This is a genomic window from Actinomyces sp. zg328 (assembly GCF_009829635.1).
GTDB classification, from domain to species: domain Bacteria; phylum Actinomycetota; class Actinomycetes; order Actinomycetales; family Actinomycetaceae; genus Actinomyces; species Actinomyces marmotae.
In genome coordinates, this window is the sequence record NZ_VWPE01000003.1 from 60,984 (window position 1) to 87,762 (window position 26,779).

The following is a 26,779-nucleotide window of genomic DNA, read 5'->3' on the forward strand; positions in this document are numbered from 1 at the left end:
ACCGCCAATCTGTGGAAAACCCCCACTAACCCCGCCCCACCAGCACCGCCCTGTGGACAACCAACCGGTCTCGCTCCTAACAACGACCGGTCTCGCCCGTGTTTTCGACCGGTCTCGGCGGGGGGGGGGGGAAAAAAAAAAAGAGGCGGGCACGGGGCGCGGGGCACGCCGGGACGCGCGACGGCGCCCACCACCCCACGAGGAGGCAGTGGGCGCCATCACCGGTGACCCACACGAGGCCGCGGATGAGCGCGGCGCGAGGCCTACTGCCGGTCCGGCTCCGGGGTGAGGACGGCGGCGCGGCCGGCCTCGAGGCGCGCCACGGGGACGCGGAACGGGGAGCAGGACACGTAGTCGACGCCCGCGGAGTGGAAGAAGGCGATGGACTCGGGGTCTCCGCCGTGCTCGCCGCACACGCCCATCTTCATCCCGGGCTTGGTCGAGCGGCCGCCCTCGACACCCAGGCGCACCATGGCGCCCACGCCGTCGACGTCGATGGACTCGAACGGGGAGGTGCCGAAGATCGCCTCATCGATGTAGCGGCCCACGAAGGAGGTCTCGACGTCATCGCGGGAGAAGCCCCAGGTGGTCTGGGTCAGGTCGTTAGTGCCGAAGGAGAAGAAGTCGGCCTCCTCCGCCACGTGGGAGCTGGTGACGGCGGCGCGAGGCAGCTCGATCATGCAGCCGATCGGGAAGGAGAGGTCGTAGCCGGACTCGGCGCCGACCTCGGCCAGGACGGCCTCGGCGCGCTCGCGGGCGATCTGGAGCTCCCGGACGGAGCCGATGAGCGGGATCATGATCTCGGGGCGCGGGTCTCCCCCGGCGCGCAGGCGCTCGACGGCGGCCTCGGCAATGGCGCGCACCTGGAGCTCGATGAGCCCGGGCATGGTCAGCAGGAGGCGGGCGCCGCGCAGGCCGAGCATGGGGTTGGCCTCGTGGCTCTTGCGCACCACGGCCAGGAGGGCCTCATCCGCGGGGTCGAGGACCCCCTTCTCCCGGTCGACGGCCACCTTGACGCTGAGCTCGGTGAGGTCGGGGAGGAACTCGTGCAGGGGCGGATCGATAAGGCGAACGGTCATGGGCTTGCCGTTCATCGTCTCGAACATCTGGACGAAGTCACCCTTCTGCAGGGGCAGGAGGGCGGCGAGGGCCGCCTCGCGCTCGGCATCGGTGGAGGCCAGGATGAGGTTCTGGACGAACTTCTTGCGCTCGCCGAGGAACATGTGCTCGGTGCGGCACAGGCCCACGCCCTCGGCGCCGCGGTGGATGGCGTGACGGGCATCGTCGGGGTTGTCGGCGTTGGCGCGCACCGCCAGGCGCCGGACCTTATCCGCGTGGCGCATGAGGCGGTCGACGCTGGTGATGAGCTCGCGGTTGTCGACGTCGCCGGCGCTGTCCAGGGCGATCTCCAGGCCGCGGCGCAGGTAGGTCATGACGGGTGAGTCGGCCACCTCCACCGAGCCGAGGAAGACCTCGCCGGTGGTGCCGTCGATGGCGATGATGTCCTCGCTGGTGAGGAGCTCGTCGCGCCCGGCGACCCGCACGGTCCTGGCCGCGGCGTCGACCTCGAGGGCCTCGGCGCCGCACACGCAGGTCTTGCCCATGCCGCGGGCGACGACGGCGGCGTGGGAGGTCTTGCCGCCGCGCGCGGTGAGCACGCCGGAGGCGGCCACCATGCCGGGCAGGTCGTCGGGGTTAGTCTCGCGACGCACGAGGATGACGGATTCGCCGGCCTCGGCGCGGGCGACGGCCTCGGCGTTGTCGAAGGCGATGAAGCCGACGGCGGCGCCGGGCGAGGCGGGCATGGCCTTGGTGAGCAGGTCCCGCTCCCCCGTGGTGGAGAACTGCGGGAACATGAGCTGGTTGAGCTGTTCCCCGGTAACGCGGGTGAGGGCCTCGTCGGTGGTGATGAGCCTCTCGTCGACGAGCTGCGTGGCCACGCGGAAGGCCGCGGCGGCGGTGCGCTTGCCCACGCGGGTCTGGAGGAGCCACAGCTTGCCGCGCTCGATGGTGAACTCGATGTCGCACAGGTCGCGGTAGTGGGTCTCGAGCTTGCGCATGGCCGCGCGCAGGTCCTTGTAGGACTCCGGGTCGAGGGACTCCAGGTCCGCCAGGGACAGGGTGTTGCGGATACCGGCGACGACGTCCTCGCCCTGGGCGTTAACGAGGTAGTCCCCGTAGACGCCGGAGCGGCCGGTGGAGGGGTCGCGGGTGAAGCAGACGCCGGTGCCGGAGGTCTGCCCCATGTTGCCGAAGACCATCGTGCACACGTTGACGGCCGTGCCCAGGTCGTGGGGGATCTTCTCGCGGCGCCGGTAGATGTGGGCGCGCTCGGTGTTCCAGGAGCGGAAGACGGCCTCGGTGGCCATGTCGAGCTGGCCGCGGGGGTCCTGGGGGAAGTCGATGCCGGCCTGCTCGCGGACGATGGCCTTGTACTCCTCGACGAGCTCGCGCAGGGCGTCGACGTCGAGCTCATAGTCGAGAACGACGCCGCGCGAGGCCTTCTTGGCGTCGAGGGCGCTGGAGAAGTACTCGCCATCGATGTCCAGGACGGTCTTGCCGAACATCTGGATGAGGCGGCGGTAGGAGTCCCAGGCGAAGCGCGCGTCCCCGCTGGCCTCGGCGAGCCCATCGACGGAGGAGTCGTTGAGGCCGATGTTCAGGACGGTCTCCATCATGCCGGGCATGGAGAACTTGGCGCCGCTGCGCACGGAGACGAGCAGGGGGTCCTCGGGGGCGCCGAGCTCGCGACCGAGCTCCTCCTCGACCTGCCGCAGGGCGGTGGTCACCTGGACGGCGAGCTCGTCGGGGACGGCGCCGTCGGCGAGGTAGGCCCGGCAGGCGTCGGTGGTGATCGTGAAGCCGGGGGGAACGGGCAGGCCGAGGCGGGTCATCTCGGCGAGGTTCGCACCCTTGCCGCCCAGGAGGTCCTTCTGGTCCTTGTCTCCCTCACTGAAGCGGTACACGTACTTGGGCATCCTTGCCCCTTTCAGTCGTCAGTCGCGCGGCATCGCGCTGGTCAGGCCTCCCCACTCTAATGTGACTTCAGTCCTAGGTTCAAGCCGCGATGATTCAACGGAGGCGACCCGAGGGCCCCGCGGCGCTCGGAGGGCCTCAGGGCCGCAGGGCGATGAGCCCGGACCTCGGGCCCAGGAGCGGGCGCCGGGGCAGGGGCGCGCCGTCGGCCCCACCCCGGGGGCCGGGCGCCACGAGCCCGGCGGGAAGCCGGGGGCGGGCGCCGCGGGCGCCGTCGAGATTGACGATGGCGACCCCTCGCTCGAAGTCGCGCCGCCACAGGAGGCCTCGGTGCCGGGGAGGCCCCAGGGGCGCCCCGAGGTCGGCGTCGAGGGCGGGCATCCAGGCCAGGCGCGAGTAGTCGTCGTGGCCGGTGGAGGCGAAGGCGCCACGCCCGCCGCCCAGCACCCAGAAGGCGGCCAACCCGTAGAGGGCCCGGGGCGCTCCGGCGCCCCCGCTGGGGGCGCGCACGATCGTCAGGCCGGGGGCGGTGAGCTGATGGGCCTGGGCGAGCGCGGCGGTGGCGTCGAGGAAGGAGTCGTCGCCCCAGCCGAGCCAGCACTCGTCGAAGCCCCCGCCCCAGGCGCTGTGGCGCTCCCAGCGGCCGGGCTCGCGGCGGGCCTCGGCGATGTTGGGGACGAGAATCCGGCCGATGCCCGCCAGGGCGGCGCCGGCCTCGTCCACCAGCATCCCGAGGGAGTCGCGCAGCGCGGCGGGATCGTCAGCGCCCTCGATGGGCAGGCCGAGGCCGTAGTAGTCGTCGAAGACGTCGTTGTCGGCCATGACGCCGTCGAAGGCGGTGGGGGCGATCCTCTCGCGCACGCGCTCGACCCAGGCGCGCCGGTAGTCGGGGTCCCAGACGGCGGCCTGGAAATGCCCCGGATAGCCATCCCATTCGATGAGGGAGCCGTCGCGGCGCCGGGCGTGCCAGCCGTGGCGGGCGGCCTCGGCGTGGGCGATCCCGGAGGCGAGGCGCTCGGGCGGCTCGAAGTCCCGCGTGGAGGACAGGCACTGGTAGGCCAGGACCGTCATATGGGGAGCGAGCTCCTTGAGGCGCGCGGCGGCGGCTGTCTCCCAGGGCTGGAGGATGGCGGCCCGGTAGTGCCGGGCCGCCTCCTCCACGTCCTGAGCCTGGAGGGGGCCGCCGTAGCGGATCCAGGCGCCGACGCCGGTCATGCGCCCCCTGCCAGCGGCTCGGCGGCCCCGAGGGCCCTCGCGGGGGCGGCGCGGCGCTGACTCGCGAGGTCGTTGTAGATCCGGTTGTAGGTGGCATTGACCAGGCCCAGGTTGAAGGCGGTCTCGACGCGGCGCCGGGCCGCGTGGCACATGTCCTCGTACAGGCCGGGGTTGGAGATGACCTGGTTGATGCGGTCGGCGAGCAGGGCAGGATCACCGGGGGTGAGCATGAGCCCGCACGGGCCGATGAACCCGCCGTCGTCGGCCTTGATCGGGTCCTCCACCACCGAGCGCAGGGCGCCGACGTCGGAGGAGACGGTCGGGATCCCGGCTCCCATCGTCTCCAGGGAAACCACGGGCAAGCCCTCGTTGTAGCTCGGCAGGACGAACAGGTCGAACTCGTCGAGCAGGTCGCGCACGCGCACGGTGCCTCGGATGGTGATGAGGTCCTGGAGCCCCAACTCGGCGATGCGGGCCGCGCAGCGATCGAAGTACTCGGGCACGTGCTCGGTGGGCCCGCAGACGTCGAGGTGGATGCGCATGCCGCGCTCGCGCATGATCTCGACGGCCTCGATGAGGTCGAGCAGCCCCTTGATGGGCACAACCCTCGCGATGTAGACGAGCCTCCACAGGTGGCGGTCGCCCTCGGCGTGGATGCGCTCGATCGCCTCACGGCGGGCGGTCCACAGGGCGTCGAACTCCTCGACGTCGAGCCCGTTGGGCAGGACGACCGACCTGTCCGGGATGCCGCCGAGGTCCTGGGCCTCCTCGATGGCGCGGGGGTAGAGGTAGGTCATGAGGTCGGCGTGTGGGTAGCACAGGCGGCCCATCTCGATCCACCAGGCCATCCACATGCGCTCGCGCGCGGTGACGTCGAAGTCCCGGTAGTCGCTCAGGCGCACCGGCAGGTCCATGCGCCGCTCCAGGAGCGTGTTGACGGTGTCGCGCACGTAGAGGTTGTGCTCGGTGAGCAGGAAGGAGGCCCCGTGCTGGCGGGCGGCGGCCGCCGCCAGCAGGGAAGCGTAGCCGGTGGTGTGGGCGTGGTAGACGGCGGCGCGGGGCACGGGATCGGCCAGGACGGCGTGCGCCAGGGAGAAGAAGTCGCGCAGGCACCAGAAGAGCTCGGACAGGGGCATGCCCAGGTCCGGCATCATCTCGCGGAAGGCCTCCATGAACTCCTGGGTGCCCAGCAGCGCCCACAGGGGGTAGCGGCGGGTGGCGGGGCTCATGCCCTCGTCGATGAGCCGCCAGACCTCCTCGCCGTCGCCGGTGGTGGCCAGCTCGATGAGCGCGCCGAGGAGCCGGCGCGACAGGGCGCGCCGCTGGGCGCGGCTCATGCGCAGATCCCGGGGGCGGGCGGCCAGGAAGTCGTCGCGGTGCTCGGCCATCGACAGGTAGAGCACCCTGACCCAGGCCACATTGGACGGCATGCCGTACAGGTCGGTGTGCGGGGCCTCGGAGTCCCAGGCGATGTGGATGATCCCGAAGGTCTTGTCCGGGTTTCCGGTGATGATGTCATGGACGACCGCCGAGACCCCGCCCTTGAGGTAGGGGTAGGTGGACTCCATGACGATAGCGACGTCGACGTCCTCGTAGTGGCCGTCGGCCGGGACGCCGTCGGGCCGGGAGGGGGCGGGCTCCTCCGGCACGAACGGCGCGGGGGCCTGCGGGGCGCGCTCGTCGAGCGCCTCCGGAGCGGTATCGAGCGTGAGACTCACCATGACAGTGCCTTTCCCCAGAAGAATGCGTATTCGGGCGCGCTCCAGCGCCGGTGGTGGATGAGACCGCCGATGACGCTCAGGCCCATCGCGGCCAGGGCGATGGGGCCGTAGGCGCTCACGGAGTCGAAGGCCGCGAAGGAGGCGGCGATGAGGACGACGGCGATCCCCGACAGGACCAGGGCCGCCCGGGAGTCGCCGGCATGGTCGATCTCATAGGCGAGGAGGGTGAGGATCGCCAGGAGGAGGCTGGCGGCGCTGACGGCCGTCACCGTGGCGATGTCGCCGGGGGCGAGGATGGCGGTCAGGGCGACGACGACGAGCGTCGCGGCGCTGCCCACCGAGGCCATGCGCGCCAGGGACCAGGTGACCATGCGCCGCAGCGCGGCCCCCCGGCGGCGCAGGGCGCTCATGGGCTCGTTCTCCAGCGCGTCGTGGAAGCCGGTGAAGGCCTGGTTGATGCGCGGCGAGGCGATGGTGAAGTAATAGGAGTAGGCCAGGACGGCGGGCTGGAGGCACAGGTAGACCAGCGAGACGTCGAACTGCCGGCCCACGGTGACGAACAGGAGAAGCTTGTCGGCCCACAGCACGCCGCCCAGGATGAGGCCGCGCCACATGTCGGCGATCACCGGGGCGACGGCGAAGCGCCGGGGGCGGGCCAGGGCGCGCAGGTCGCCGCCGATGGCGAGGATCTGACTCAGCGCCCCGGCCAGCGGGGGCGCGAGCCACCAGCCGGGCACGATGAGCAGCGTGATCGCGTAGGCGAGCCAGCCCAGCGCCCACAGGTGGCGGCGCGAGCCGAGGTCGGCCACGACGAGGGACTGCACGAAAATGACGTGCGCCATGATGAGAGCGAAGTGGGCCACCAATGCGCCGATGCCCCATCCGGTGACGATCCCGACGCAGGCGGTCACGGCCGTCGCCGGCACGATGGACAGGGCGAGCAGCCCGGGCCAGAGCTCGCAGTAGTGGCGCCTGACGGCGCCGGGCCCCTGGGAGATGGTGGAGCCGAGGAGGCGGTACACGGGGGTCCCCACCACCTGGCTGAGCCAGGGGACGGCCACCGAGGCGGACAGGATGAGGGTCTCGAGGTGAACGCCGGCCACGGCGTGCGAGGCGAGGCGGTCAGCGACGAGGGGGAAGGCGCTGCCCAGGAGGATCGCCGGGGACATGACCAGGACCATGAGCCACAGCGATGATCCACGGTCGCGGGGCCCGGTGGGACGACCGCCCCTGGCCGCGGCGGGCGGCGATGTCAGCAGTCCGGCGGCCAGGAGGACCAGCGCCGCGATAAGGGCGATGGTGCTGGCGGTGGGCCAGCCGAGCAGCCAGAGGATGGAGGCGCCAAGCGCAAGCGGTATCACCAGTGCGGTGAGGTCGACACGAGGGAGAGGTGTGCGGCCCCCGCGCTGCGGCAGGTGGCGCTGTTCGTGTATGCGGCTCATTCTGTTGTGTTCTCACAAGAGGTCGTAAAGGCGTTTCGGGTTCGCCTCTGTGCTGATCAGGGACCAGGACCCTTCCACGATAACCGCGCCATACGCTCCACTTGATATTGCCTACGACACTCAAAGTGACACACAATAACTTTCAGGAAACGATCAGCGTTTTCCCAGGTTTGCGGAAGCGCTGGAATCAGAGCGCGATCCTCTCCTCCCGGGCCATTCGCGCCAGGGGGAAAACCCGGCGACATGCGACGCCTAAGCGCCCGCGATGTGCGCAAGACCATTTCCCCGAATTCCATGATTCGGGACGAGGCCGGACTATCGCGGCGCGGGTCAGCCCCGCGCGCCCGAGGAGTCAGGAGATGCGCTCTCGCGCTTGCGGGCCTCATCAACCGCCCTGAGGGCCTCGGTGGTGGCGCGCGTGGCACGGTCGAGCCTGGCCCGAGCCTTGTCTTCCCAGGCCTGGGCCACCTCGACCTCGGCCAGGGCCTCCTCGACGGTCGGCTCGGTGTCAACGAGGTGGGCCGGGGCGATCGCGAAGATCTCGGAGACGTCGAGGTCGGGGTTCTCCTCCTGGGTCTCGACCAGCTCGGCGACCTCCTCCTGGCTGGCCACGGCCGGCATGGATCCGGGCAGGGGGCGGCGGGCGGTCTCCTTGAGCCCGAAGACCGCCCCGAGGGCCGCGGCGGAGGTCCCCATCAGCCAGAAGGCAGGCGCCAGGGGGCTGCCGGTGTACGCCACGAGGGCCTCCAGGATGAAAGCCGCCGTGCCACCGAAGAGGGCGACGGCGGTGTTGTAGGCGATGCCCATGCCCCCGTAGCGGCAGCGGGTGGGGAAGATCGCGGGCAGGGAGGCGGCCAGGTTCCCGACGTAAGCCGCCGTCGGGTAGGCCAGCAGGGCCAAGCCGAGCAGGACCGACCAGACCTCCTTGCGCTCCAGCAGCAGGAAGACGGGCACGGACAGCACGATCGTGCTCAGCGCCGCGGACAGGAGGACGGGGCGGCGGCCCACGTGGTCCGACAGCCGGCCACAGGCCGGCACGAGGAAGGCCACGAGGACGAGGATGGGCAGGGTGAGGAGGGGGCCGCGCTCGGCGTCGAGGCCGAGGGTGGTGGTCAGGTAGGTCGGCATGTAGGAGGTGAGGGCGTAGCCCACGGTGTTGGCGCCGGCCACGAGGATGATCGCGATGCCCAGCTCCCGCCAGTAGGTCCGCACCATCTCCTTAAAGCCCAGGGGCCCCTCCTCCGGCTTCATGATCTCGGTTTCCACGGCCGCCAGGTCCGCGGGCTCCTCGTCCTCGGTCTCCGCCTGGGCGCCGCGGAAGGCGGGGGTGTCCTCGATGCGGGCCCTCAAGTAGAGGGCGATGGCGCCCATCGGCAGGGCGATGAGGAAGGGGATGCGCCACCCCCAGGTGGCCATGAAGTCCCTGGGCAGGGTGAGCATGAGGACGGTGACGAAGCCCGCGCCCAGCGCGTTGCCGATGTAGGAGCCCCAGTCGAGCATGGCGGCGTAGAAGCCGCGGCGCTTGTCGGGGGCATACTCGGTGACGAAGGTCGTGGCGCCGGCGTACTCGCCGCCGGTGGAGAAGCCCTGGACGAGCTTGAGGCAGATGAGCAGGATCGGCGCCCACACGCCCAGGACACTGGCCGGGGGCAGGATCCCGATGCCGAAGGTCGCCAGCGCCATCATCATGAGGGTGAAGGCCAGGACCTCCTTGCGGCCCAGGCGGTCGCCGAGCTGGCCGAGGATGACCCCGCCCAGCGGCCGGGCCACAAAGGTGACGGCGAAGACCCCCAGCGAGAAGAGGTTCTGTGCCACGGGGGAGGCGCTGGGCAGGAAGGCCTGCCCCACGAGCACGGCGACGTAGGCGAAGACGCCGACGTCGTACCACTCCATGATGTTGCCCACGACGGAGCCGAGGATCGCCCTGCGCAGCGCCGATTCCTCGACGACGGTGACGTCGTCGGCGCGCAGACGGCGCCTGCGGCGCAGGTAGGCGAGCCGGCGCTGCTCACGGCGCAACCGCTCGGCGCGCCTCCGGTCGCCCTTCGCGCTGGCGCGGGATGCTCGTTCCTGAAGGCTCTTCTCGGTGGCAGGGATCCTGTTATCCATCGACTTCCGATCGTCGTCGGGCATGGTCGGCAGGCGCGTCGGGCCGGCAGCCCGACCTCTGGGCCGGGCGGAAGGAGCGGTAGAGCCGGGCCGCGCCTGCCCGCATCGCGGCGAGCAGGGTCGCCGGAACGTTCCAAGACCATACCACCAGGTCACGACGTATCGTCAGGGTGACGGTCACAGCCGATGGGCTCCCCCGGACGGCGCCGACGCGGGCCCGAGGATGAGGAGGAGCCCGTCAGGCCGCCATTTCCCTGGCGCCGACGGGCTCCTCCCGGGAGCATGCCGATGGGGAGGTCAACCCACCTGGGGAGCCTCGGTGGCCTCCGGCGAGTCCTGGCCCCACGCGTCCTCGACCGTGGCGGCCTCCTCGACGACCCTCTCGGCGTCGGCGACGGCGGCCTCCTGCTCGGGGGTGGCGGGGATAGCCTCGCCGCGGAAGGTGAACTCCCCGAGGATCCCCTCGCCGTGGGCATCGACGATGATCTTCTGGCCGCGCTCGATCTCACCGAAGAGGATCTTCTCGCTCAGGGCGTCCTCGATGTCGCGCTGGATGGCGCGGCGCAGCGGGCGGGCGCCGAGAACCGGGTCGAAGCCCCGCTCGGCGAGCAACTCCTTGGCGGCGTCGGTCAGCTCGATCGTCATCTCCTGCTCGCTCATGCGCTTGTCGAGGCGGGCGATCATGAGGTCGACGATCTCGCGCACCTCCGGCTTGGTCAGCTGCGGGAAGACGATGAGGTCGTCCACGCGGTTGAGGAACTCGGGCCGGAACTGCTGCTTGAGCTCGCGGTTGACGTGGGCCTTCATCTCCTCGTAGTCCATGGCGCCGGACTCGGTGGACTGGAAGCCAGTGGCCACGGACTTGCCGATGTCCTTCGAACCGAGGTTGGTCGTCATGATGATGACGGTGTTCTTGAAGTCGACCTCCCGGCCCTGGGCGTCGGAGAGGTGCCCGTCCTCCAGGATCTGCAGGAGCGAGTTGAAGATGTCCGGATGGGCCTTCTCCACCTCGTCGAAGAGCACCACGGAGAAGGGCCGACGACGCACCTTCTCGGTGAGCTGGCCACCCTCGTCGTAGCCCACGTAGCCCGGAGGCGCGCCGAAGAGGCGCGAGACCGTGTGCTTCTCGGCGAATTCGGACATGTCGAGCTGGATGAGGGCGTCCTCGTCGTCGAAGAGGAACTCCGCCAAGGCCTTGGCGAGTTCGGTCTTGCCCACGCCGGTGGGGCCGGCGAAGATGAACGAGCCGCCTGGGCGCTTGGGGTCCTTCAGGCCGGCCCGGGTGCGGCGGATGGACTTGGAGATCGCCTCGATGGCCTTGTTCTGGCCGACGATGCGCTTGTGGAGCTCGGCCTCCATGTTGAGCAGCTTGGAGGACTCCGCCTCGGTCAGCTTGACCACGGGGATGCCGGTGGACATGGCCAGGACCTCGGCGATGAGGTTCTCATCGACCTCTGCGACCTGATCCAGGTCCCCGTCCTTCCAGGCCTTCTCCTTGGCGGTGCGCTCCTCGGCCAGGCGGCGCTCGTCGTCGCGCAGGGCGGCGGCGCGCTCGAAGTCCTGGTCGTCGATCGCGGACTCCTTCTCGCGCTTGACCTCGGCGATCCTCTCATCGATGTCGCGCAGCTCCTGAGGAGCGGTCATGCGCCGGATGCGCAGGCGGGCGCCGGCCTCGTCGACCAGGTCGATGGCCTTGTCCGGCAGGAATCGGTCGTTGATGTAGCGGTCGGCGAGCTTGGCGGCGGCCTCAATGGCCTCGTCGGTGATGACGACGCGGTGGAAGGCCTCGTAGCGGTCCCGCAGCCCGGTGAGGATGCCGATGGTCTCCTCGATGCTGGGCTGGTCCACGGTCACCGGCTGGAAGCGGCGCTCCAGGGCGGCGTCCTTCTCGATCTTGCGGTACTCCTCCAGCGTGGTGGCGCCGATGGTCTGGAGCTCGCCCCGAGCGAGCATGGGCTTGAGGATGGAGGCGGCGTCGACGGCGCCCTCGGCGGCGCCGGCGCCCACGAGCGTGTGGATCTCGTCGATGAACAGGACGATGTCCCCCCGCGTGCGCACCTCCTTGAGGACCTTCTTGAGGCGCTCCTCGAAATCACCGCGGTAGCGCGAGCCCGCCACGAGGCTGCCCATGTCCAGGGAGTAGAGCTGCTTGTCACGCAGGGTCTCCGGGACGTCGCCGTGGACGATGGCCTGGCTAAGGCCCTCGACGACAGCGGTCTTGCCCACGCCGGGCTCCCCGATGAGGACGGGGTTGTTCTTGGTGCGCCGGGAGAGGATCTGCATGACCCTCTCCATCTCCTTGTGACGGCCGATGACCGGGTCGAGCTTGCCCTCGCGCGCGGCCGCGGTGAGGTTGCGCCCGAACTGGTCGAGGATGGCGCTGCCCGACGGCGTGCCCTCCTTGGAGGGGCCGCCGGCGGTGACAGCCTCCTTGCCCTCATAGCCCGAGAGCATCTGCATGACGGTCTGGCGCACGGAGGACAGGTCCGCGCCGAGTTTGATGAGCACCTGGGCGGCCGTGCCCTCGCCCTCGCGCAGCAGGCCGAGCAGGATGTGCTCGGTGCCGATGTAGTTGTGCCCGAGCTGCAGGGCCTCGCGCAGCGAGAGCTCGAGGACCTTCTTGGCGCGGGGGGTGAAGGGGATGTGGCCGCTGGGCGCCGCCTGTCCCTCGCCGATGACCTCGACGACCTGGGCACGCACGGCGTCCAGGGAGATCTGCATCGACTCCAGGGCCTTGGCGGCCACGCCCTCGCCCTCGTGGATGAGGCCGAGAAGGAGGTGCTCCGTGCCGATGTAGTTGTGGTTGAGCGCCCGAGCCTCGTCCTGGGCAAGGACGACGACGCGGCGGGCGCGGTCGGTGAAGCGTTCGAACATCGCGGGTTATCTCCTCGGCACGCGCGGTCGGTTGGGGCGCCGGACAACCGCGAGCACTCGATGAGCGCGAGCGGGCCCAGCGCGGGCACGTGCTGCCAAGGCTAACGGCGGGGCATGGGGCCCCACCCCCCTGTTCGCGGTGGGCGTGAGCAGAGTTGAGCGGGAACGACTCAAGCCTGGGCGCGGTGGCGCAGGCCGTGGAGCATGCCGTGCGTCATGAGCCGGGCCACCGGTCGGGCGGAGCGCACCATCCTGGCGGCGGCGGGCGTGTGCGGCGCGTACCGCTCGCGCACGATCAGGCGGCACGCCCCAGACGCCGTCGGGGCGAGGACGAAGGCCCAGGTGAAGTCGAAGTCCATTCCCGAGCCGGCCGGGGCGCTGCCGCCCTGACTGGACAGGACGAGGCAGCGCTCGGGCTCCAGGAGGGCGACGGCGAGGCTCAGATCCTCGGCGAGGCGCACGCGGTCGCCCTCGGCGAGGTCCTGCCAGGCCGAGTCGATGACGTCGGCGTTGACGATGCCCAGGCCGGCGAGCCTCTGGAGGACGTCGAAGGTGTAGAAGCCGCCGCGCCCATAGCCCATCTGGACGAGCCAGGGCCACACGGCGGCGGCCGACGCCGTGAGCACCGTCTCGTGGGTCTCGACGAGAGTGGCGCCAGGAAGGAGGCCGTCGCCGGGCAGGGGTTCGGCGTCGTTCCCGCGCGGGCGCAGGCGCCCGGCCACGTAGCCGACGGCAACCGCGCCTGCGGCGCCTGCGGCGGCTACGGCCGCGAGGAGGCGAGCCAGGTGCGGGCGCGTGCGACGGGTCACACGCACAGTGTCCTCAGCGCCGCCGCGTCACGCAACCCGCGAGAACTGGGGTCATACCCCTGGAGAACTGGCGCGCGCCGGTCACGCCCACCGGCCCGCAGGCACGACGACAGCCGTGGCGATGGTGCCCTCGGCGAGGATCCACCTGCCGTGAAGGCGCCTCGTCCGCCCACCGGGCCGGGGATCGGTCAGATCCGCGGTGAACTCGCCATCGGCGAGGCGCACCAGGGCATCGCCGAAGCCCAGCCATCGCGCCTCCCGCGGGTACCAGGCCTTGTACAGGCTCTCCTTGACGCTGAACAGGAGCCTGTCGACGGCGACATCGGGCCGCTCCGCGGCGAGGCGGCCAAGGCCGCCGATCTCCTCCGGCGTCGTCGCCACCCGCGCCAGCACGCCCGCCGGGAGCGGCGCGTTGGGCTCCGCATCGATGCCCAGGCAGTCCACGTCCTCCTGGCGCGCCACCGCGGCGGCGCGGTAACGCTCGCAGTGGGTCATGGAGCCGACGACGCCCGCGGGCCAGGCCGGCTCGCCCGCGCCACCGGGCACCATGGGCGGACGCCGGTGGCCCAGGCCGCGCAGGGCGCGGCGGGCGCAGCCCCGGACGGTGGTGAACTCCCGGCACCGCCGGTCGGACATGCGCTCGGCGAGGGCGGCCTCCTCGCCGTGGAGGGCCTCATCGAGCTCCTCGCGGGTCTCGGCGACGCTGACCGAGCCGGGCACTAACTCTGTGAGGAGCCGCGCCGGGCCACCGCTCACTCAGGCCTCCACCAGGATCGTCACCGGGCCGTCAGCCTCCATGTCGATGCGCATATCAGCGCCGAATCGGCCCGTGGCCACCTCCAGGCCGCGCTCGCGCAGATCCGCCACGACGGCGTCGATCAGCGGCTCGGCCACGGGGCCGGGAGCGGCCGCGTTCCAGGTGGGGCGCCGCCCCTTGCGCGCGTCCCCGTAGAGGGTGAACTGGGAGACGACGAGCACGGGCGCGCCGGCCTCGGTGACGGAGTGCTCGCCGGCCAGGAGGCGCAGGTCCGCGATCTTGCGGGCGATCGTGGCCACCTGCGCAGGGCCGTCGTCATGAGTGGCGCCCACGAGCGCCATGAGTCCTGGGCGCGTGATCTCGCCAACGACGTCGCCGTCGACCCGCACGGCCGCGCGCGTGACGCGCTGGAGGACGGCGCGCATCAGCGCCACCGGCCCTTCAGGCCCCCACCGCCCGGGCGGCGGATCCGCGAGCGCACCCGGATCGGGCGGTACACCTGGAGGGCGGGGCGCGCATCGGCGAGGTAGACCGCGTTGGCCACCATCCCCAGCAGGCCCAGCAGGCCCAGGGACTGGGGCCGAAGACCGGCGATGCCACGCACGCCCGAGGTGACCACCGCCCCCAGTAGCTCGAGCGCCGACAGGCCCCCCGTGAGCAGGACGACGATGATGCCCACGGCGTTGAGGCCGACCCAGAAGCCCTTGCTGCGCTTGCCCGCGGCGACGTAATGATCGGGCCGGTGGGTGAGCGAGTCCACCACGGCCCACGCGCCCAGCGCCAAGGCGACCAGGATGAAGGCCAGTTGCAGGTAGGCGACGGCCCCGGCGAGGGCATTCGCGGTAGCGGTCAACATGCTCACGCCCCTACCTTAGCGGGGCAATGAGGCGGGCCAGGAGGCCGCCGCGCCCAGGGGCGAGGGCTCAGGCGGTTCAAGCGGTTCAGGCCGTGCGGGGCCCGCTAGCCAGGCCGCCGCTCGATCCGCCGTTGCCGAGCCCGATGCTGCGGCCCGCGGCCCGCAGCCCCGCGCCCGGCCGTTCGGCGGGGCTGGCCTGCGCCCGCCCCTCGGGGCTGACCAGGGGCTCCTGAGCGGCATCCACCGCGCCAAGGACCACCGGGGGCGCCGCGCCGTCGTCCTCCCCCGCGCCCCCGGCCTCGTCGGCCTCCACGACATCGACGAGGAGAGCCGCGTCCGGGGGCACACCCCGGCGCAGGAGCGCCAGGGCGATCGGCCCGAGCTCGTGATGGCGGGCCGCGCTCGTCACGGCGCCCACCACGCGCTCCCCCAGGCGCACGGGGGCGCCGGGGAGGGGCGCCTGACCCGTCAGGCCGTCAAGCTGCAGGAGGGCGAGGCGCCGTGGGGGGCGCCCGAGGTTGAGGGTGCGGGCCACTGTCTCCTGGCCCGGGTAGCAGCCCTTGTCCAGGTGGACGGCGGTGCGCAGCCAGTCGAGTTCGTGCGGGATCGCACGTTCATCGGCCTCGCGGGCCCAGCGGGGGCGCCCCGCCTCGACGCGCAGCGCCTCCCAGGCCTGTGCCCCAGCCAGCCTCCGCCCCGGGCCCCCATTCAGGAAGGACCGGGCGATATCCGCGACCCACCCGGCGGGGGCGAGCACCATGGCCGCGCGATAGCCCTCCCCCGGATGCCGGGAGGATTCGAGGCCGACGTCGTAGCTCGTCCCGCCGTCGACGACGCCGGGCCAGGGGTCACGCCAGGTCGCCGCCGTGGGGAGGGACGGCGCGGGAGCCTCCGGCTCCGCGGGCGGCTCATCGCCCCCGGGGCGGGTGGAGCGGACCGCCTCCTCAAGGGCGGCGGCGCCGCTGCCCAGCGCGCCCAGGGCGGCGACGTCGTCGCGCAGGGACGCCTCGACGCGCAGCATGAAGCGCATCCTTTCCAGGTGCTCAACGAGCGCCGGCCCTTCGCCCGCGTCGACGACGATCCAGGCGGTGGCGCCGTCGTCGAGGACGGCCAGCGCATGGCGGATCCGCCCCTGGGCGTCCAGGATGAGGGCCTCGGCCCCGCCGTCGCCCGGGGCCAGGGGGGTCAGGTCCTGGCTGGTCAGCGTGGTGAGCCAGGACAGGCGGTCCGGGCCGCTCACCGCCACGACGTCTCTGGCCAGCGCGGTGATGGCCTGCCCGTCGACCAGGGCTGCCTGCTCGCGCAGGGGATTGCCGTAATGCGCGGGAACGGCGGCGTCGGGACCAGTGGCGTCCTCGGCGATGGCGTCCGGCCAGTCCAGCAGAGGTGAGGGGCGCATCACTGGGCCGCCCCGGCGTCGTCGGCCCCCTGCGCGGGGGCACCGGCCGGCTCGGGGAGCCCAGGGGCGTCGGATAGGAGCGCGCCCGGCTGGGCGGCGGGGTCCTCGGGATCCTCGACCCGCCCGAGGCGGCCGGAGGCGTAGCTCTGCAGGTCCTGGCCGAAGGCGGCCATGTCCTGCGCCCACATGAGATCGCCGCCCACGAGCCCGAGGACGCGGGTCATCTCGGTCAGGGGGGCGCTGGTGCGGGTGCGGCCCACGGCCTGGGTGCCGATCTGGGCGCGGGGGCCCTGGATCCAGCCCTCCCAGACGCCGACCTGCCCGGCCGGATCGGCGGAGACCACCTCGAGGCGGGTGATCGGGGTGCGGGTGTCGGCGTCGTCGGCGTCGGGGGCCTCCTGGCCGACGGGGCGCCAATAGGCGGTCTCCGTGGACCAGATCTGAGCCGGGGCGATGCGCGTGGCGCCCTCGAGCCCGGGAACCTCGAAGTCGAGGTCCTCCGATCGCGTGGTGTCCAGGGTCCACACGGTGGTGATCTGGCGCAGGTAGGGACCGCCGTCGTGCTCGAAGACGATCTCCTGGTAAACCGCCTGCTCGGGAATGGTCTCGCCGTAGGTGAGCACGCCGTAGCCGCGCCAGGTACCGACCAGCCAGGCGAGCGGGTAGAGCTCGGGGGCCAGGTCCTCGGGGAGGGAGAAAGTCATGCCCCCACCCTAAGCCGCCCCGCCCCTCTCGCCGAGACCGGTCGAAAATAGGAGCGAGACCGGTCCGCGGACCGGTCTCGCTCCTATTTTCGACCGGTCTCGGCGCGATGGCTAGCCGGCGACGAAGCTGCCCATGAGGCGGGCGATGGCGTACGACGGCGCTCCGACAGCGAGGATCGGCACGATGGCGCTGGCGATCGCGGCCCGCCCGCCGGGAACCCACTGGTGCGTCCACAGCACGCGGTTCGCGGCTGCCATGAGGACGCCAGCCGTGAAGCCCACGATGAGGCAGGCCGCCCCGGACTGAGCGGCCTCGCCGAGCCCCGTGTGCGCCGGTCCGAAGAACCCGATGAGGGCGAGCAGCCCGCCAACCGCGCCCGAGATCACCGCGGGCAGCGTCATGGTGAGGGTCTCCAGGACGCTGGCTCGCGCCTCCAGCGTGGTCAGCAGCGCGCCGATGAACAGCGCCAGGCTGCATGGGACGATGACGGCGGGGTCGGCCACACCGGGCTCCAGCGCGCACCAGGCGGCGCCGGAGATCGCCACGAGGGCGCCGGAGACCGTCGAGGACAAGCTCTCAAGCAATCCCCTCCGATCCCCCTTGCGGAGCATCTGAGCGACGAATGCGATGAGGACGGACAGCGCCATGACGACACCGGCGGCGCCGTAGTCCTGCCGCCAGGCCACGGCCAACGCGCCCACGACCCCCGTCAGGGCGATCACCGACGTCGACCCCGAATCGTGGCGGGCCCGGACGAGGGCCGGCCACCCCTGCGCCATGGCCAGGATGAGGACGACGACGAGGACCATCCGCGCCCACACCGCCATGGGGGCCGAGGCGGCGAGGAGGACGGGGATGAGACCGGCCACCGCCAAGCGGGTCCAGGCGGGGTCCACGATGCCGGGCTCCTTCGGCACGCCGCTCCCGCGCCGGGTGCCGTATCCGGGGCGCGAGGAGGCGGGTGCGGGCGCCGGGCGCCCGAGACCGCTCTGGGGATTGGCAGGGGTGTCCACGACTCGTATCGTCGCACACCCCAGCGCGATCGCATGACGTGTGCTTCACTTGGGGAGGCCCCCGAGGGCGCCCGGGCACCAGCCCCGCGCCACCCGGGACGGCCTATCCGGCAATGCCCAGGAGGGTCCGAGGAGAGGGATCGCATGCGCGTCGTCATGTTCACCCACGCCGCCGACCCCGCGGACGCGCTTCCCGCCGCATCGTTCCTCGATGTGACCATCACCTGCCTGCCCCCGCTCCCGGCGAACTACGGCGCGGTCGACGACGCCGACGCGATCCTCATCGACGCCAGGGCGGACCTGACCCGGGCGCGAGCCCTGTGCCAGCTCCTGAGCGGGCCGATGGAGTGCGGGCCTATCCTGCTCGTCGTCGACGACGGCGGGGCCGCGGCGCTCCAGGACGACTGGGGAGCCTCCGACTTCGTCATGGCCGGGTCCTCCCCCGCCGAGCTCGCCGCGAGACTGCGGATGCTGCGCCGCGCCGCGCCCCCCTCCCAGGCCCCTAGGGAGGACCGCCTGGAGGTCGGCGACCTCGTCATCGATGTCACCGCCTACACCGCCAGGATCCACGGGGAGATCCTCGATCTCACCTACAAGGAGTTCGAGTTGCTCAAGTTCATGGCGATCAACCGGGGCCGGGTCCTGACCCGGGAGACGCTCCTGGACGAGGTCTGGGGCCAGGACTACATCGGCGGGGCGCGGACGGTGGATGTCCATGTGCGCCGCCTGCGCGCGAAGCTCGGCACGGAGTACGACCAGTTCATCGGGACGGTCCGCAATGTGGGCTACCGTCTCGATGCCCCGGGGATCATCTAGGGGCGCCCAGGGCGCGCGACCATGCCAGGCGATACCAGTCCGCGAGCGCCCCCGCCAGGACCACCGCGACCGGCCCCAGTGCTTTCGGCTCCGGCGTCTTTGGCGCACGCGCGACGCTGCTGCTACCTTGAAGCCGACGCCGGGTCGCGACGGGCCCCGGGCTCCACCTCACGCCGCCGCGAGCGGCATTCGCGCCGACTGGCGCTCCTGCGGCCCGGCGTCCTCAACACACGATTCCTTCTCGAGAACGACACCACGGCAGAGAACCCGCACCACACTTGAGGTCCCGATCACCCGTGCTCACCTGAATCGACCATCTCCCGAGGCGGCCGCCATCAGCAAGCCGACCGTCTCCGGGCCCCCGCCCCGGAAGAATCCGGGGCCGCGCATTCATGACAGGAGCGGCGATCCGAGCCGCCCAGACCAGCAAGGAGCCATCCGTGCGCATCCACCCCCGCAACAATGACGAGGCCCTCTTCGACCTGCTGTCGAGATCCGCTCGCCACCTCGTCATCGCCTGCGATGTCCTCGAGCAGATCGTCGCCGCCGACCGCGAGGAGCGCACCAGCCTCCGCGAGACCCTCCACGCGGAGGAGCACGCGGCGGACGACTCGCACCACGAGTTCCAGCGCCTCATCAACGCCACCTTCGTCACCCCGCTGGACCGTGAGGACCTCCACCTGCTCGGCTCCACCATGGACGACTGCATGGACCTGGTCGACGAGGCCGGCGACTGCATCGTCCTCTACCACGTCGGCATCCTGCCCCAGGCCTGCCACGACCTGGTCGACATCCTCAAGCAGTGCGCCGAGCTCACCGCGCAGGCCATGCCCCGCCTGAAGTCCCTCAAGGACTTGGAGAGCTACTGGGTAAAGATCAACGAACTGGAGAACCACGGCGACCAGATCTACCGCGCCGGCATCGGCAGGCTCTTCGAGGAGGAGATGGACCCCGTCAGCCTCATCAAGCGCAAGGAGATCATCGAGCGCATGGAGGCCGCGATCGACGCCTTCGAGTCCCTGGCGAACACAGTCGAGTCGATCGCCGTGCGCGACTCCTGACGAATCGATGCCGCCATGATGACAGCACTGGTCATCGCGATCCTCGTCGTCGCGCTCATCTTCAACTTCACCAACGGCTTCCACGACGCCGCGAACGCCATCGCCACGTCGGTCTCCACGCGCGCGCTGTCCATGCGCACGGCCCTGGTCATGGCCGCCGTCATGAACATCATCGGGGCCCTGCTGGGCACCTCGGTGGCCCACACGATCGGCTCGGACATCGTGTCGATCAACTACGAGACGGCCGAGGGGAACACGATCGCCCTCATCGTCGTCTTCGCCGCGCTGTTCGCCGCGATCGCCTGGAACCTCATCACCTGGTGGTTCGGGCTTCCCTCCTCATCCTCCCACGCGCTGATCGGGGGCCTGGCCGGCGGAGGCATCGCCTGCGGCTTGTTGGTCCACTGGTCGTCGATCGTGGACAAGGTCATCGTCCCGATGGTCGTCTCGCCCCTGGGCGGGTTCATCGTGGCTTACGTCGCCATGATCATCGTGCTTCGGCTGTGCGCGGCCCTGCCCTACCACCGCACGATGAGGCGCTTCCGCTGGGCCCAGACGGCCTCGGCCGCGGCCATGGCCCTGGGCCACGGCCTCCAGGACGCCCAGAAGACGATGGGCGTCATGCTTATCGCCCTGACAGCCGGCGGATTCCATTCCTTCGACCACGGTGTCCCCACCTGGGTGAAGATCACAGCGGCGCTGACGATCTCCATCGGCACCTACTTCGGCGGCACCCGCATCATGGCGACCCTCGGGTCCAAGGTCATCGACCTCGATCCCGCTCACGGCTTCGTCGCGGAGAGCGTCGCCGCGGGCTTCCTCTACGTGGCCGCCATGGGGTTCGGCGCGCCGGTCTCGACGACGCACACAATCACCACCTCCATCATGGGCGTGGGCGCCACGAAGCGCCTGAGCGCCGTGCGCTGGGGCGTGGCGGGGGACATCGTCGTGGCCTGGGTGATGACCCTACCCGCGGCGGCGGCCATCGCGGCCGCCGTCGCCCTCCTTCTCCGGGCGGTCCTCCTCTGAGAGCGGCGCCGCCCCGTGGCCTTCACGGGGCAGCGCCACCGGCATGGCGTCGGGCCCGGCCCGCGGTTCTCCCGCGGGCCGGGCCCGCATCGCTTTCCCCGCTCCGCTGCCCCGCTCTGCTGCGCCGGCGCCGCGTGCCCCTGGCCTCGCGCCGAGTCAGTCCAGGAGGCCGGCCCGGGCCTTCACGGCGGCATCGGAGAGCTCGTCGGCGGTGGCCAGGAGCGCGGAGTCCCGGCGGGTGACGCGGTCGGCGAGGGGGTCGGCGTCGTCATCGATCCACTCGGGGACCGAGCCCCAGGCGAGCGCCGTGAGGAATCCGGAGGTGGTGGAGAGCAGTGGGGCGAGCGCGGGAACGGAGCCCTCCAGCGCGCCGGAGAGGGCGGCGTCGAGGCGCGCGCGCAGCGCCTCGGGTGAGATGACCGGACGTCCCTCGGCGAGGGCGGCGTCGAGGCGCGCCGCGAGTGCGCCGTCATCATCAGCGCCGGTGAGGTCGACGACGGTGGCGTAGCGGCGCTCGACGAGCGCGGCGTCGCGGCGGATCCACTCGCGCACGAGGAAGAGGCGCCACAGGGCCCCTGGCAGGGTGGTGGCCGGTGAGTCGGCCCAGAGCTCGGCGACGTCATCGACCCCCTGCCCGGCGACGACGGCGATGACCGCCTCCCGGGTGATGGGGTCGTCCGGGGCGGTGGGGAAGCCGCCGACGAGCGCCTGCGCGGCGCGATGGGCGAGCTCGGAGGTGACGGCGGTGTCCGCGCCGCCCTCGATGGATTCGGCGACCTCGGGGTCGAGCCGGGCGGGGCGGTGGAACTGGCGTGCCATGGCGTTCTCCTTCGATGCGGGACGCGCCCATTGTCTCCCACGCCCGCCATGGCGTGTCCCGCGCCCCAGGTCCGGTTATGCTGCGCGTGGTGCCTATTCCCGGCGCCGCGCCCCCTTAGCTCAGTTGGTCAGAGCTGCGGACTTTTAATCCGAAGGTCGTGGGTTCGAGCCCCACAGGGGGTACCGCCGCCGCGCCCCCGGCGCGCGCGCCCCGCCCGGCCACGACCGCGAGCCTCTGCCCCCCCTCCCCCACCGGGCCCCCGCGCATCGCCGACCGCCTGAGCCGGGCCCTCGGACGCGCCGTGGAGCACGCCAACCGCTCTGACCGGCCCCGAGGGGCGCGCGATCACCGTACGATCACCGCCCACGCGCGAGAAGAGGGGCTGACCAGCATGAAGGGTCGCCGCCCCCGCGCTGAGGCCGTCCGCCCCGCCCGTGGCCACGGGCCCGCCATCTCGTCGGCGCCGTCGCATACGATGGTCGGGCCTTCTCCGGCGCCTCCTCCCGGAACACCTCAGTGTCCTTGCCGGGGAAGGAGGGGAGCCAGGGAGGAGGTGAGGGCCGTGGCCAAGCCGCGAGGCAGGCACGTCAAACCCCGCAAGGACAAGGTAACGGCCCGGCAGGTGAGCGACACAGTTAACACAATCGCTCACCTGGTCCGGGCCGTCGGTGTCCTTGTGGATGCCCTCGGCCGTTGGTTCAACTGAGCCATTCGGCCTCGGGGACCCATCCGGTCGCACCCGGGTGGGTCCCCACCATTATGGGCCCCAGCGCGGCGCCGTGTCCATGACGCGATGCGGCTGCCGTCATCCTGAGGGAGACGGGCTGTCCCGGAGATAGTTAAACCCCGCCAGTCCCGGAGGACGACGGGGAGTTACGGCTTAACGTAAAGCGACCATGATCGTCACGCGCAACAGCGGCATGAGCGTCTTCGGGAGAGCCTCTGAGTTCATTGGTCAGCTCGCGGCGGCCATGTCGATGGTCAGGTCGAGGTTGAGCGCGTGGGCGATGCGCCACAGCGTCGAGACCGAGAGGACTTGGCCGCCGTTCTCGACGGCGGAGATGACGGACTGGGTGGAGCCCATGCGGTCGGCGTGCTCGGCCTGGGTCAGCCCGGCGCGCGTGCGGGTGGTCAGGCGCTGGCGAGGTAGGCCTCGAGGGCATCGCGGATGACGGCGCTGGGGGTGGTGTTGTGGGCGGCGGCATAGTCGTCGAGGGCGGTGTTGAGGGACTCGGGCAGGCGGACCTGGCGGCGGGCGGAGGCGCCAGCGCCGGTGGCGCGCGGGGAGCCGAGGTTGGGGCGCCCGCCCATGATCGCTCGGAGCTCGTCCTCGTCGGCGATGTCGCCTCCGCCGAGCGGCTGGCCGATGGGGCGCAGCGCGCCGGCGTTGGCCAGGGCGTCCAACTTGTCGTTGGTGGTGGCGTCGGGCAGAGGCCCGTTGCTGGTGGTGTGGGTCATTATTCCTCCCAATCGGTGCGGCCGGGCGTGTACAGCAGCCAGCGCCACTTGTCGGTGACCTCCATGGCGTGGGAAATCTCCAGGTGCCCGGACAGCCTGAGCGCGACCATGACTTCCAGGATGCTGCGTGAGAGTTCGTGGCGCTTGCCGACGAAGACGTAGGTGACGTCCCCTCGGCGTCCCTCGATCTGGTGCTTGTTGATCGGGTGGAAGATAGCGTGCTCGATGTCCGGGTGCGGGATGCGGTGCTTGTCGGCGCTCTTTTTGCAGTGGATGGCCGTAGCAATGTTGCTACCACATAACTTGGGGTGGTGGGCGATGCGGGGGGCCGTCGTCGGCCTTGTGGCCCCATTGGCGTGACTAGTGACGGTAGCGGCGCTGGTAGCGCTAGTCACGCCAGTGGTACTGGTGATGGCCGCGCCCGTTCCGGTGGGAGCGCGCGGCGCGCCGCAGGTGGGCGTGGGGGCCGAGGTGGCCCAGACCCGCTGACCCCGCCATCACGGGGCTGGGCATGGCCACCACCACCCGCGGGTTTGCGGAGAGCGGACACCGCGCGACCTCGCTCACGATCCCGTGAGGAAAACGAGCAGGCCAACTAGGGTGGCCGGCGCACCGCGATCCCGATGCAAGGAGAATCCTGTGACGACCACCTTCACGCTCTCTACCTCACGACGCGACGCTCTCAAGATCGGCGGCCTGGTTGTCGCCGGTGGCGCAGCGCTCATCGGCGGCACCGCCGTCATCGCCCCGAGCGCCGCCGCGTCCAGCCGACTGGACACCGGCGTGCACTTGGGCTCAGGCAGTGTGGGAACACGCACCGTGGTCCTGGACCAGCCGTCCGTCCGCGCCGAGGCCCTGGCGGCTGTGCGCCAGCTGCGCCTGGATATGTGGGCCAAGAATCCACCACTGCTGAGCGTGGATGGCTCGACCGGCGGTACCGTCCAGAGCTACGCCCAGGAGCAGGGCTACGCGAGCGCTGAGGCCTACGCGGACGCCCTGGTGTGGGACCAGGACATGGAGCGCGTCTCCGTGCAGCGCCTCGTGGAGTGCCTGGAGATGGGGAGGATCGAGCACAGCCGCCCCAACGGCGAGTCCTACAGCACGGCCCACATCGGGGACGTGACCAACGGGACCTTCGAGATCCTGGCGGCGACGACCGATCAATCGGCGACGATCTCAACCGGGATCGGTATTTGGGCGAGCGAGTACGACAAGCTGGTCGCTGCTGGCGGCGCCTGGAACCACGAGACCGGGCACCTGCACACCCTGCTCAACCCGACAATCACGAGCATCGGTTTCGCCGCCTCAGCCGGGTACTTCACCGGTGAGGGGCTGTGGGCCCATTCAGCGCCGGCCGAGTCGGTGGGCTGGTCCGGGATCTACGACGTCACCCTGGCCAACGGTGGCGGCTCGGCCTCCTCCGTCCCCGCGGGCTACCAGGCCTCGGCGCCCGCCGCTTCGGAGCTGGCCAGCGCGTCGGCGTCGGCCGCGCCGACCCCCGCCGATCCGACGACGGCGACGAACAGGCTCAGGCCAGCAGTCACCAAGCCGTGGGACCTCTCGTCCTCGGGGTCCTCCCCGGACTCGCTGCTCCGCGGACTGCGCGCCGTCTTCAGAGGCAAGTAGGAGTCGAGGGCGGCCAGGGTGGGGAGTCGCGGCGGGGTCAGCGCCCTGAGCGGCGGCCCCGGCGCGAGGAGCGCTTCTGCCCTTGCGGCGGCTTCTGCCCGGCCCCGGTGCGGCGCCCACCGTGACGCGCCCCGTGGCGGGACCCAGCGCGGGAGGCCTCCCCCGCCCTGCGGCCGTGCGCGCCTCGGGCCGGTGCCTGAGCCCCGGCGCCGGTGGGTCGGCCTCCCTTGATGGCGACGCCGTCGGGCATGTCCTCGGCGGCCACGAGCTCGGCCTGCTCGCCCACGAGCGCGGTGACGGCGCCGTCATCGGGGCGCACGCGCTCCATCTCGGCCTTGATGCGGGCCTTCTTGAGGAGCACCTGGACATCCTTGCGCTGCTCGGGCAGGACGAGGGTGACCACGGTGCCCGAGGCGCCCGCGCGGGCGGTGCGGCCAGAGCGGTGCAGGTAGGCCTTGTGCTCGGCGGGCGGATCGACGTGGACGACGAGCTCGACGCCGCTGACGTCGATGCCGCGGGCGGCGATGTCCGTGGCGACCATGACGCGCACGGCCCCCGAGGTGAAGGCCCCCATGGCCCGCTCGCGGGCGCCCTGGCTCATGTTCCCCTGCAACTCGACGGCGGGGATGCCGGCGGTCACGAGCTTGCGGGCCAGGCGGCGGGCGAGGTGCTTGGTGCGGGTGAAGAGGATCCGCTGGCCGGTGCCGGAGGCGAGGCGGATGACGACGCCGTCCTTGGCGGTCTTGTCCGCCAGGAGCCACACCCGGTGTTCCATGTCCGTGACCGGGGAGGAGGCGGGGTCGACGGCGTGCTGGAGGGGGTTGTGGAGGAACTCGCGGACGATGGCGTCAACGCCGTTGTCGAGGGTGGCGGAGAAGAGCATCCGCTGGCCGCCGGCGGGAGTGGCGCGCAGGATGCGGCGCACACTGGGCAGGAAGCCGAGATCGGCCATGTGGTCGGCCTCGTCGATGATGGTGATGCTGACCTCATCCAAGGAGCAGTGGCCCTGGGCTATGAGGTCGAGCAGCCGCCCGGGACAGGCCACGACGATGTCCACTCCTGCGCGAAGGGCCTTGACCTGCGGGTTCTGGTTGACGCCGCCGAAGATCGTGGTGACGGTCAAGTCGAGTGCCGCCGCCAGTGGCTTGATGGTCTCGGCGATCTGGAGGGCGAGCTCACGGGTGGGGGCCAGGACGAGGCCGATGGGATGGCCGGCGCGGGCGCAGTCCTCGTCGGCGAGGCGCTGCACGAGGGGCAGCGAGAAGGCGAGGGTCTTGCCGCTGCCGGTGCGGCCCCGGCCGAGGACGTCGCGCCCGGCGAGGGTGTCGGGGAGGGTCGCGGACTGGATGGGGAAGGGGGCGGTGAAGCCGCGCGCGGCGAGATCGGCGACGAGGTCGGGGTCGACGCCGAGCCCGGCGAAGGTGGGGGCGGGCGCCTGGGCGGCGGGGCCGGATGCGGTGGAGGATGTGGCGGGCGCGCTGGGGCGCTTGCGGGTGGCGGGCACGAGGGGTCCTGTCTGGATCGGGGCGGCGCCGCCGGTGGGCGGGCGCAGCGCTGCGGGGTGCCGGTATCGGGGCTCGACGGCGTCTCCCGCCCGCATGGGGCCTGGGTGAGCCGGAGCCGGGGCGCCAGCCTGACCGCGGCATGGCGCCGGGCCGACCGTCATCCTCTCAGGACCGCGCCTGCAGCGCCATGACCCGCGCCGCTCGGCGGCGGTGGAGGCGTGTGACGCCCATCGCCCGGGGCGCGGGAAGGGCGATGAAGGGCGGTGGCGCGCTCGCCCGTTACCTTGTTGGTGGTTGCTGGCCGAAGGAGCGCTGGTGGCTGGGCCAGCGGTGGTCGGCATGATGGCTCACCCCCCTGCCCATCGAGTGATCCCCAGGGCCAGAGCCACCCCTCGTCGCGCGACGCGCTGGTGACCGCCGATCAGGGAAGCGACCCATTTTTCAGGCCTGACGCGCCCCCGGGAACGGGACCGGTCACCGAAAGACTGATTCACCCTGCGAAGTCAGGAACCATCCACCATGGGGGGGTCACGACATCGGCCTGCTCATCGGCATCGGAGCGCTCATCAGCATCAAGGCCGGCAAGCC

Annotated in this window: 22 protein-coding genes and 1 tRNA gene; 5 read left to right on the forward strand and 18 right to left on the reverse strand. The window is 71.5% G+C overall.

The annotated features are described in order from the left end of the window. Positions 1–263: 263 nt before the first annotated feature. From ppdK to GVV75_RS02775, 13 genes are all read right to left on the reverse strand, one after another. A complete protein-coding gene (gene ppdK, locus GVV75_RS02715) occupies positions 264–2,978 on the reverse strand; it encodes a pyruvate, phosphate dikinase (protein WP_159717084.1) in 2,715 nt (904 codons plus the stop codon). Between the two features lie 136 nt (positions 2,979–3,114). Beyond that, the gene (locus tag GVV75_RS02720; RefSeq protein ID WP_159813360.1) at positions 3,115–4,191 is read right to left on the reverse strand and encodes a putative glycoside hydrolase; all 1,077 of its coding nucleotides are present in this window, start codon (positions 4,189–4,191) and stop codon (positions 3,115–3,117) included. Then, positions 4,188–5,912: a GT4 family glycosyltransferase PelF gene (pelF, locus tag GVV75_RS02725; protein ID WP_159523692.1), complete on the reverse strand. Its 1,725-nt coding sequence runs from the start codon at positions 5,910–5,912 to the stop codon at positions 4,188–4,190. The genes GVV75_RS02720 and pelF overlap by 4 nt, the downstream gene beginning before the upstream one ends. Then, complete coding sequence (locus tag GVV75_RS02730) at positions 5,906–7,354, reverse strand: hypothetical protein (RefSeq protein WP_159813362.1); 1,449 nt, start codon at positions 7,352–7,354, stop codon at positions 5,906–5,908. The genes pelF and GVV75_RS02730 overlap by 7 nt, the downstream gene beginning before the upstream one ends. Before the next feature lie 330 nt (positions 7,355–7,684). After that, positions 7,685–9,487, reverse strand: coding sequence for an MFS transporter (locus GVV75_RS02735; RefSeq protein ID WP_235905290.1), 1,803 nt, complete (start codon positions 9,485–9,487; stop codon positions 7,685–7,687). A gap of 273 nt (positions 9,488–9,760) precedes the next feature. After that, a complete protein-coding gene (locus GVV75_RS02740; protein ID WP_159523696.1) occupies positions 9,761–12,337 on the reverse strand; it encodes an ATP-dependent Clp protease ATP-binding subunit in 2,577 nt (858 codons plus the stop codon). 170 nt (positions 12,338–12,507) lie between these two features. Next, positions 12,508–13,146: a hypothetical protein gene (locus GVV75_RS02745; protein ID WP_236266038.1), complete on the reverse strand. Its 639-nt coding sequence runs from the start codon at positions 13,144–13,146 to the stop codon at positions 12,508–12,510. Positions 13,147–13,227: 81 nt separating this feature from the next. Next, a complete protein-coding gene (locus GVV75_RS02750) occupies positions 13,228–13,902 on the reverse strand; it encodes a 4'-phosphopantetheinyl transferase family protein (protein ID WP_159813364.1) in 675 nt (224 codons plus the stop codon). Next, entirely contained in the window at positions 13,903–14,328 is a 426-nt protein-coding gene (gene dtd, locus GVV75_RS02755) for a D-aminoacyl-tRNA deacylase (protein WP_159523700.1), read from the reverse strand. Further along, complete coding sequence (locus GVV75_RS02760; RefSeq protein ID WP_159523752.1) at positions 14,328–14,759, reverse strand: DUF2516 family protein; 432 nt, start codon at positions 14,757–14,759, stop codon at positions 14,328–14,330. Before GVV75_RS02760 ends, dtd begins: the two co-directional genes overlap by 1 nt. Positions 14,760–14,844: 85 nt before the next feature. Then, positions 14,845–16,158 carry a CAF17-like 4Fe-4S cluster assembly/insertion protein YgfZ gene (gene ygfZ, locus GVV75_RS02765; protein ID WP_159523702.1) on the reverse strand — a complete coding sequence of 438 codons (1,314 nt, stop codon included), beginning with the start codon at positions 16,156–16,158 and terminating at the stop codon, positions 14,845–14,847. Further along, entirely contained in the window at positions 16,158–16,862 is a 705-nt protein-coding gene (locus GVV75_RS02770) for an FABP family protein (RefSeq protein ID WP_159813366.1), read from the reverse strand. The genes ygfZ and GVV75_RS02770 overlap by 1 nt, the downstream gene beginning before the upstream one ends. A 111-nt stretch (positions 16,863–16,973) precedes the next feature. Further along, complete coding sequence (locus GVV75_RS02775) at positions 16,974–17,780, reverse strand: tellurium resistance protein TerC (protein ID WP_159523706.1); 807 nt, start codon at positions 17,778–17,780, stop codon at positions 16,974–16,976. A gap of 240 nt (positions 17,781–18,020) precedes the next feature. Here GVV75_RS02775 and GVV75_RS02780 point away from each other — a divergent pair, with 240 nt between their 5' ends. The 3 genes from GVV75_RS02780 (at position 18,021) to GVV75_RS02790 (ending at position 20,782) form a co-directional block, all read left to right on the forward strand. After that, positions 18,021–18,692, forward strand: coding sequence for a response regulator transcription factor (locus tag GVV75_RS02780; RefSeq protein ID WP_159523708.1), 672 nt, complete (start codon positions 18,021–18,023; stop codon positions 18,690–18,692). Between the two features lie 440 nt (positions 18,693–19,132). After that, positions 19,133–19,753 (forward strand): DUF47 domain-containing protein, encoded by a 621-nt coding sequence (locus GVV75_RS02785; RefSeq protein ID WP_159523710.1) that lies wholly within the window; start codon positions 19,133–19,135, stop codon positions 19,751–19,753. Between the two features lie 15 nt (positions 19,754–19,768). Beyond that, positions 19,769–20,782 carry an inorganic phosphate transporter gene (locus tag GVV75_RS02790; RefSeq protein WP_159523712.1) on the forward strand — a complete coding sequence of 338 codons (1,014 nt, stop codon included), beginning with the start codon at positions 19,769–19,771 and terminating at the stop codon, positions 20,780–20,782. A 156-nt stretch (positions 20,783–20,938) separates the two neighbouring features. Here GVV75_RS02790 and GVV75_RS02795 read toward each other — a convergent pair whose 3' ends face one another. Then, complete coding sequence (locus GVV75_RS02795; RefSeq protein WP_159523714.1) at positions 20,939–21,601, reverse strand: hypothetical protein; 663 nt, start codon at positions 21,599–21,601, stop codon at positions 20,939–20,941. A 109-nt stretch (positions 21,602–21,710) separates the two neighbouring features. Here GVV75_RS02795 and GVV75_RS02800 point away from each other — a divergent pair. Further along, a tRNA-Lys gene (locus GVV75_RS02800) sits at positions 21,711–21,784 on the forward strand. Between the two features lie 773 nt (positions 21,785–22,557). Here the strand turns inward: GVV75_RS02800 and GVV75_RS02805 are convergent. From GVV75_RS02805 to GVV75_RS02815, 3 genes are read right to left on the reverse strand one after another with little or no spacing between them, the layout of a single operon-like run. Further along, complete coding sequence (locus tag GVV75_RS02805; protein WP_201288695.1) at positions 22,558–22,737, reverse strand: helix-turn-helix domain-containing protein; 180 nt, start codon at positions 22,735–22,737, stop codon at positions 22,558–22,560. Next, entirely contained in the window at positions 22,734–23,060 is a 327-nt protein-coding gene (locus tag GVV75_RS10085; protein WP_201288690.1) for a gamma-glutamyltransferase, read from the reverse strand. Before GVV75_RS10085 ends, GVV75_RS02805 begins: the two co-directional genes overlap by 4 nt. Then, positions 23,060–23,455, reverse strand: coding sequence for a hypothetical protein (locus GVV75_RS02815; RefSeq protein WP_159813370.1), 396 nt, complete (start codon positions 23,453–23,455; stop codon positions 23,060–23,062). Before GVV75_RS02815 ends, GVV75_RS10085 begins: the two co-directional genes overlap by 1 nt. Positions 23,456–23,699: 244 nt before the next feature. On the opposite strand from GVV75_RS02815, the gene GVV75_RS02820 reads away from it, so the two are divergent. After that, positions 23,700–24,686, forward strand: coding sequence for a CAP domain-containing protein (locus GVV75_RS02820; protein ID WP_159813372.1), 987 nt, complete (start codon positions 23,700–23,702; stop codon positions 24,684–24,686). Positions 24,687–24,723: 37 nt separating this feature from the next. Here the strand turns inward: GVV75_RS02820 and GVV75_RS02825 are convergent, their stop codons facing one another. Next, positions 24,724–26,286, reverse strand: coding sequence for a DEAD/DEAH box helicase (locus GVV75_RS02825; RefSeq protein ID WP_159813374.1), 1,563 nt, complete (start codon positions 26,284–26,286; stop codon positions 24,724–24,726). Positions 26,287–26,779 lie beyond the last annotated feature (493 nt).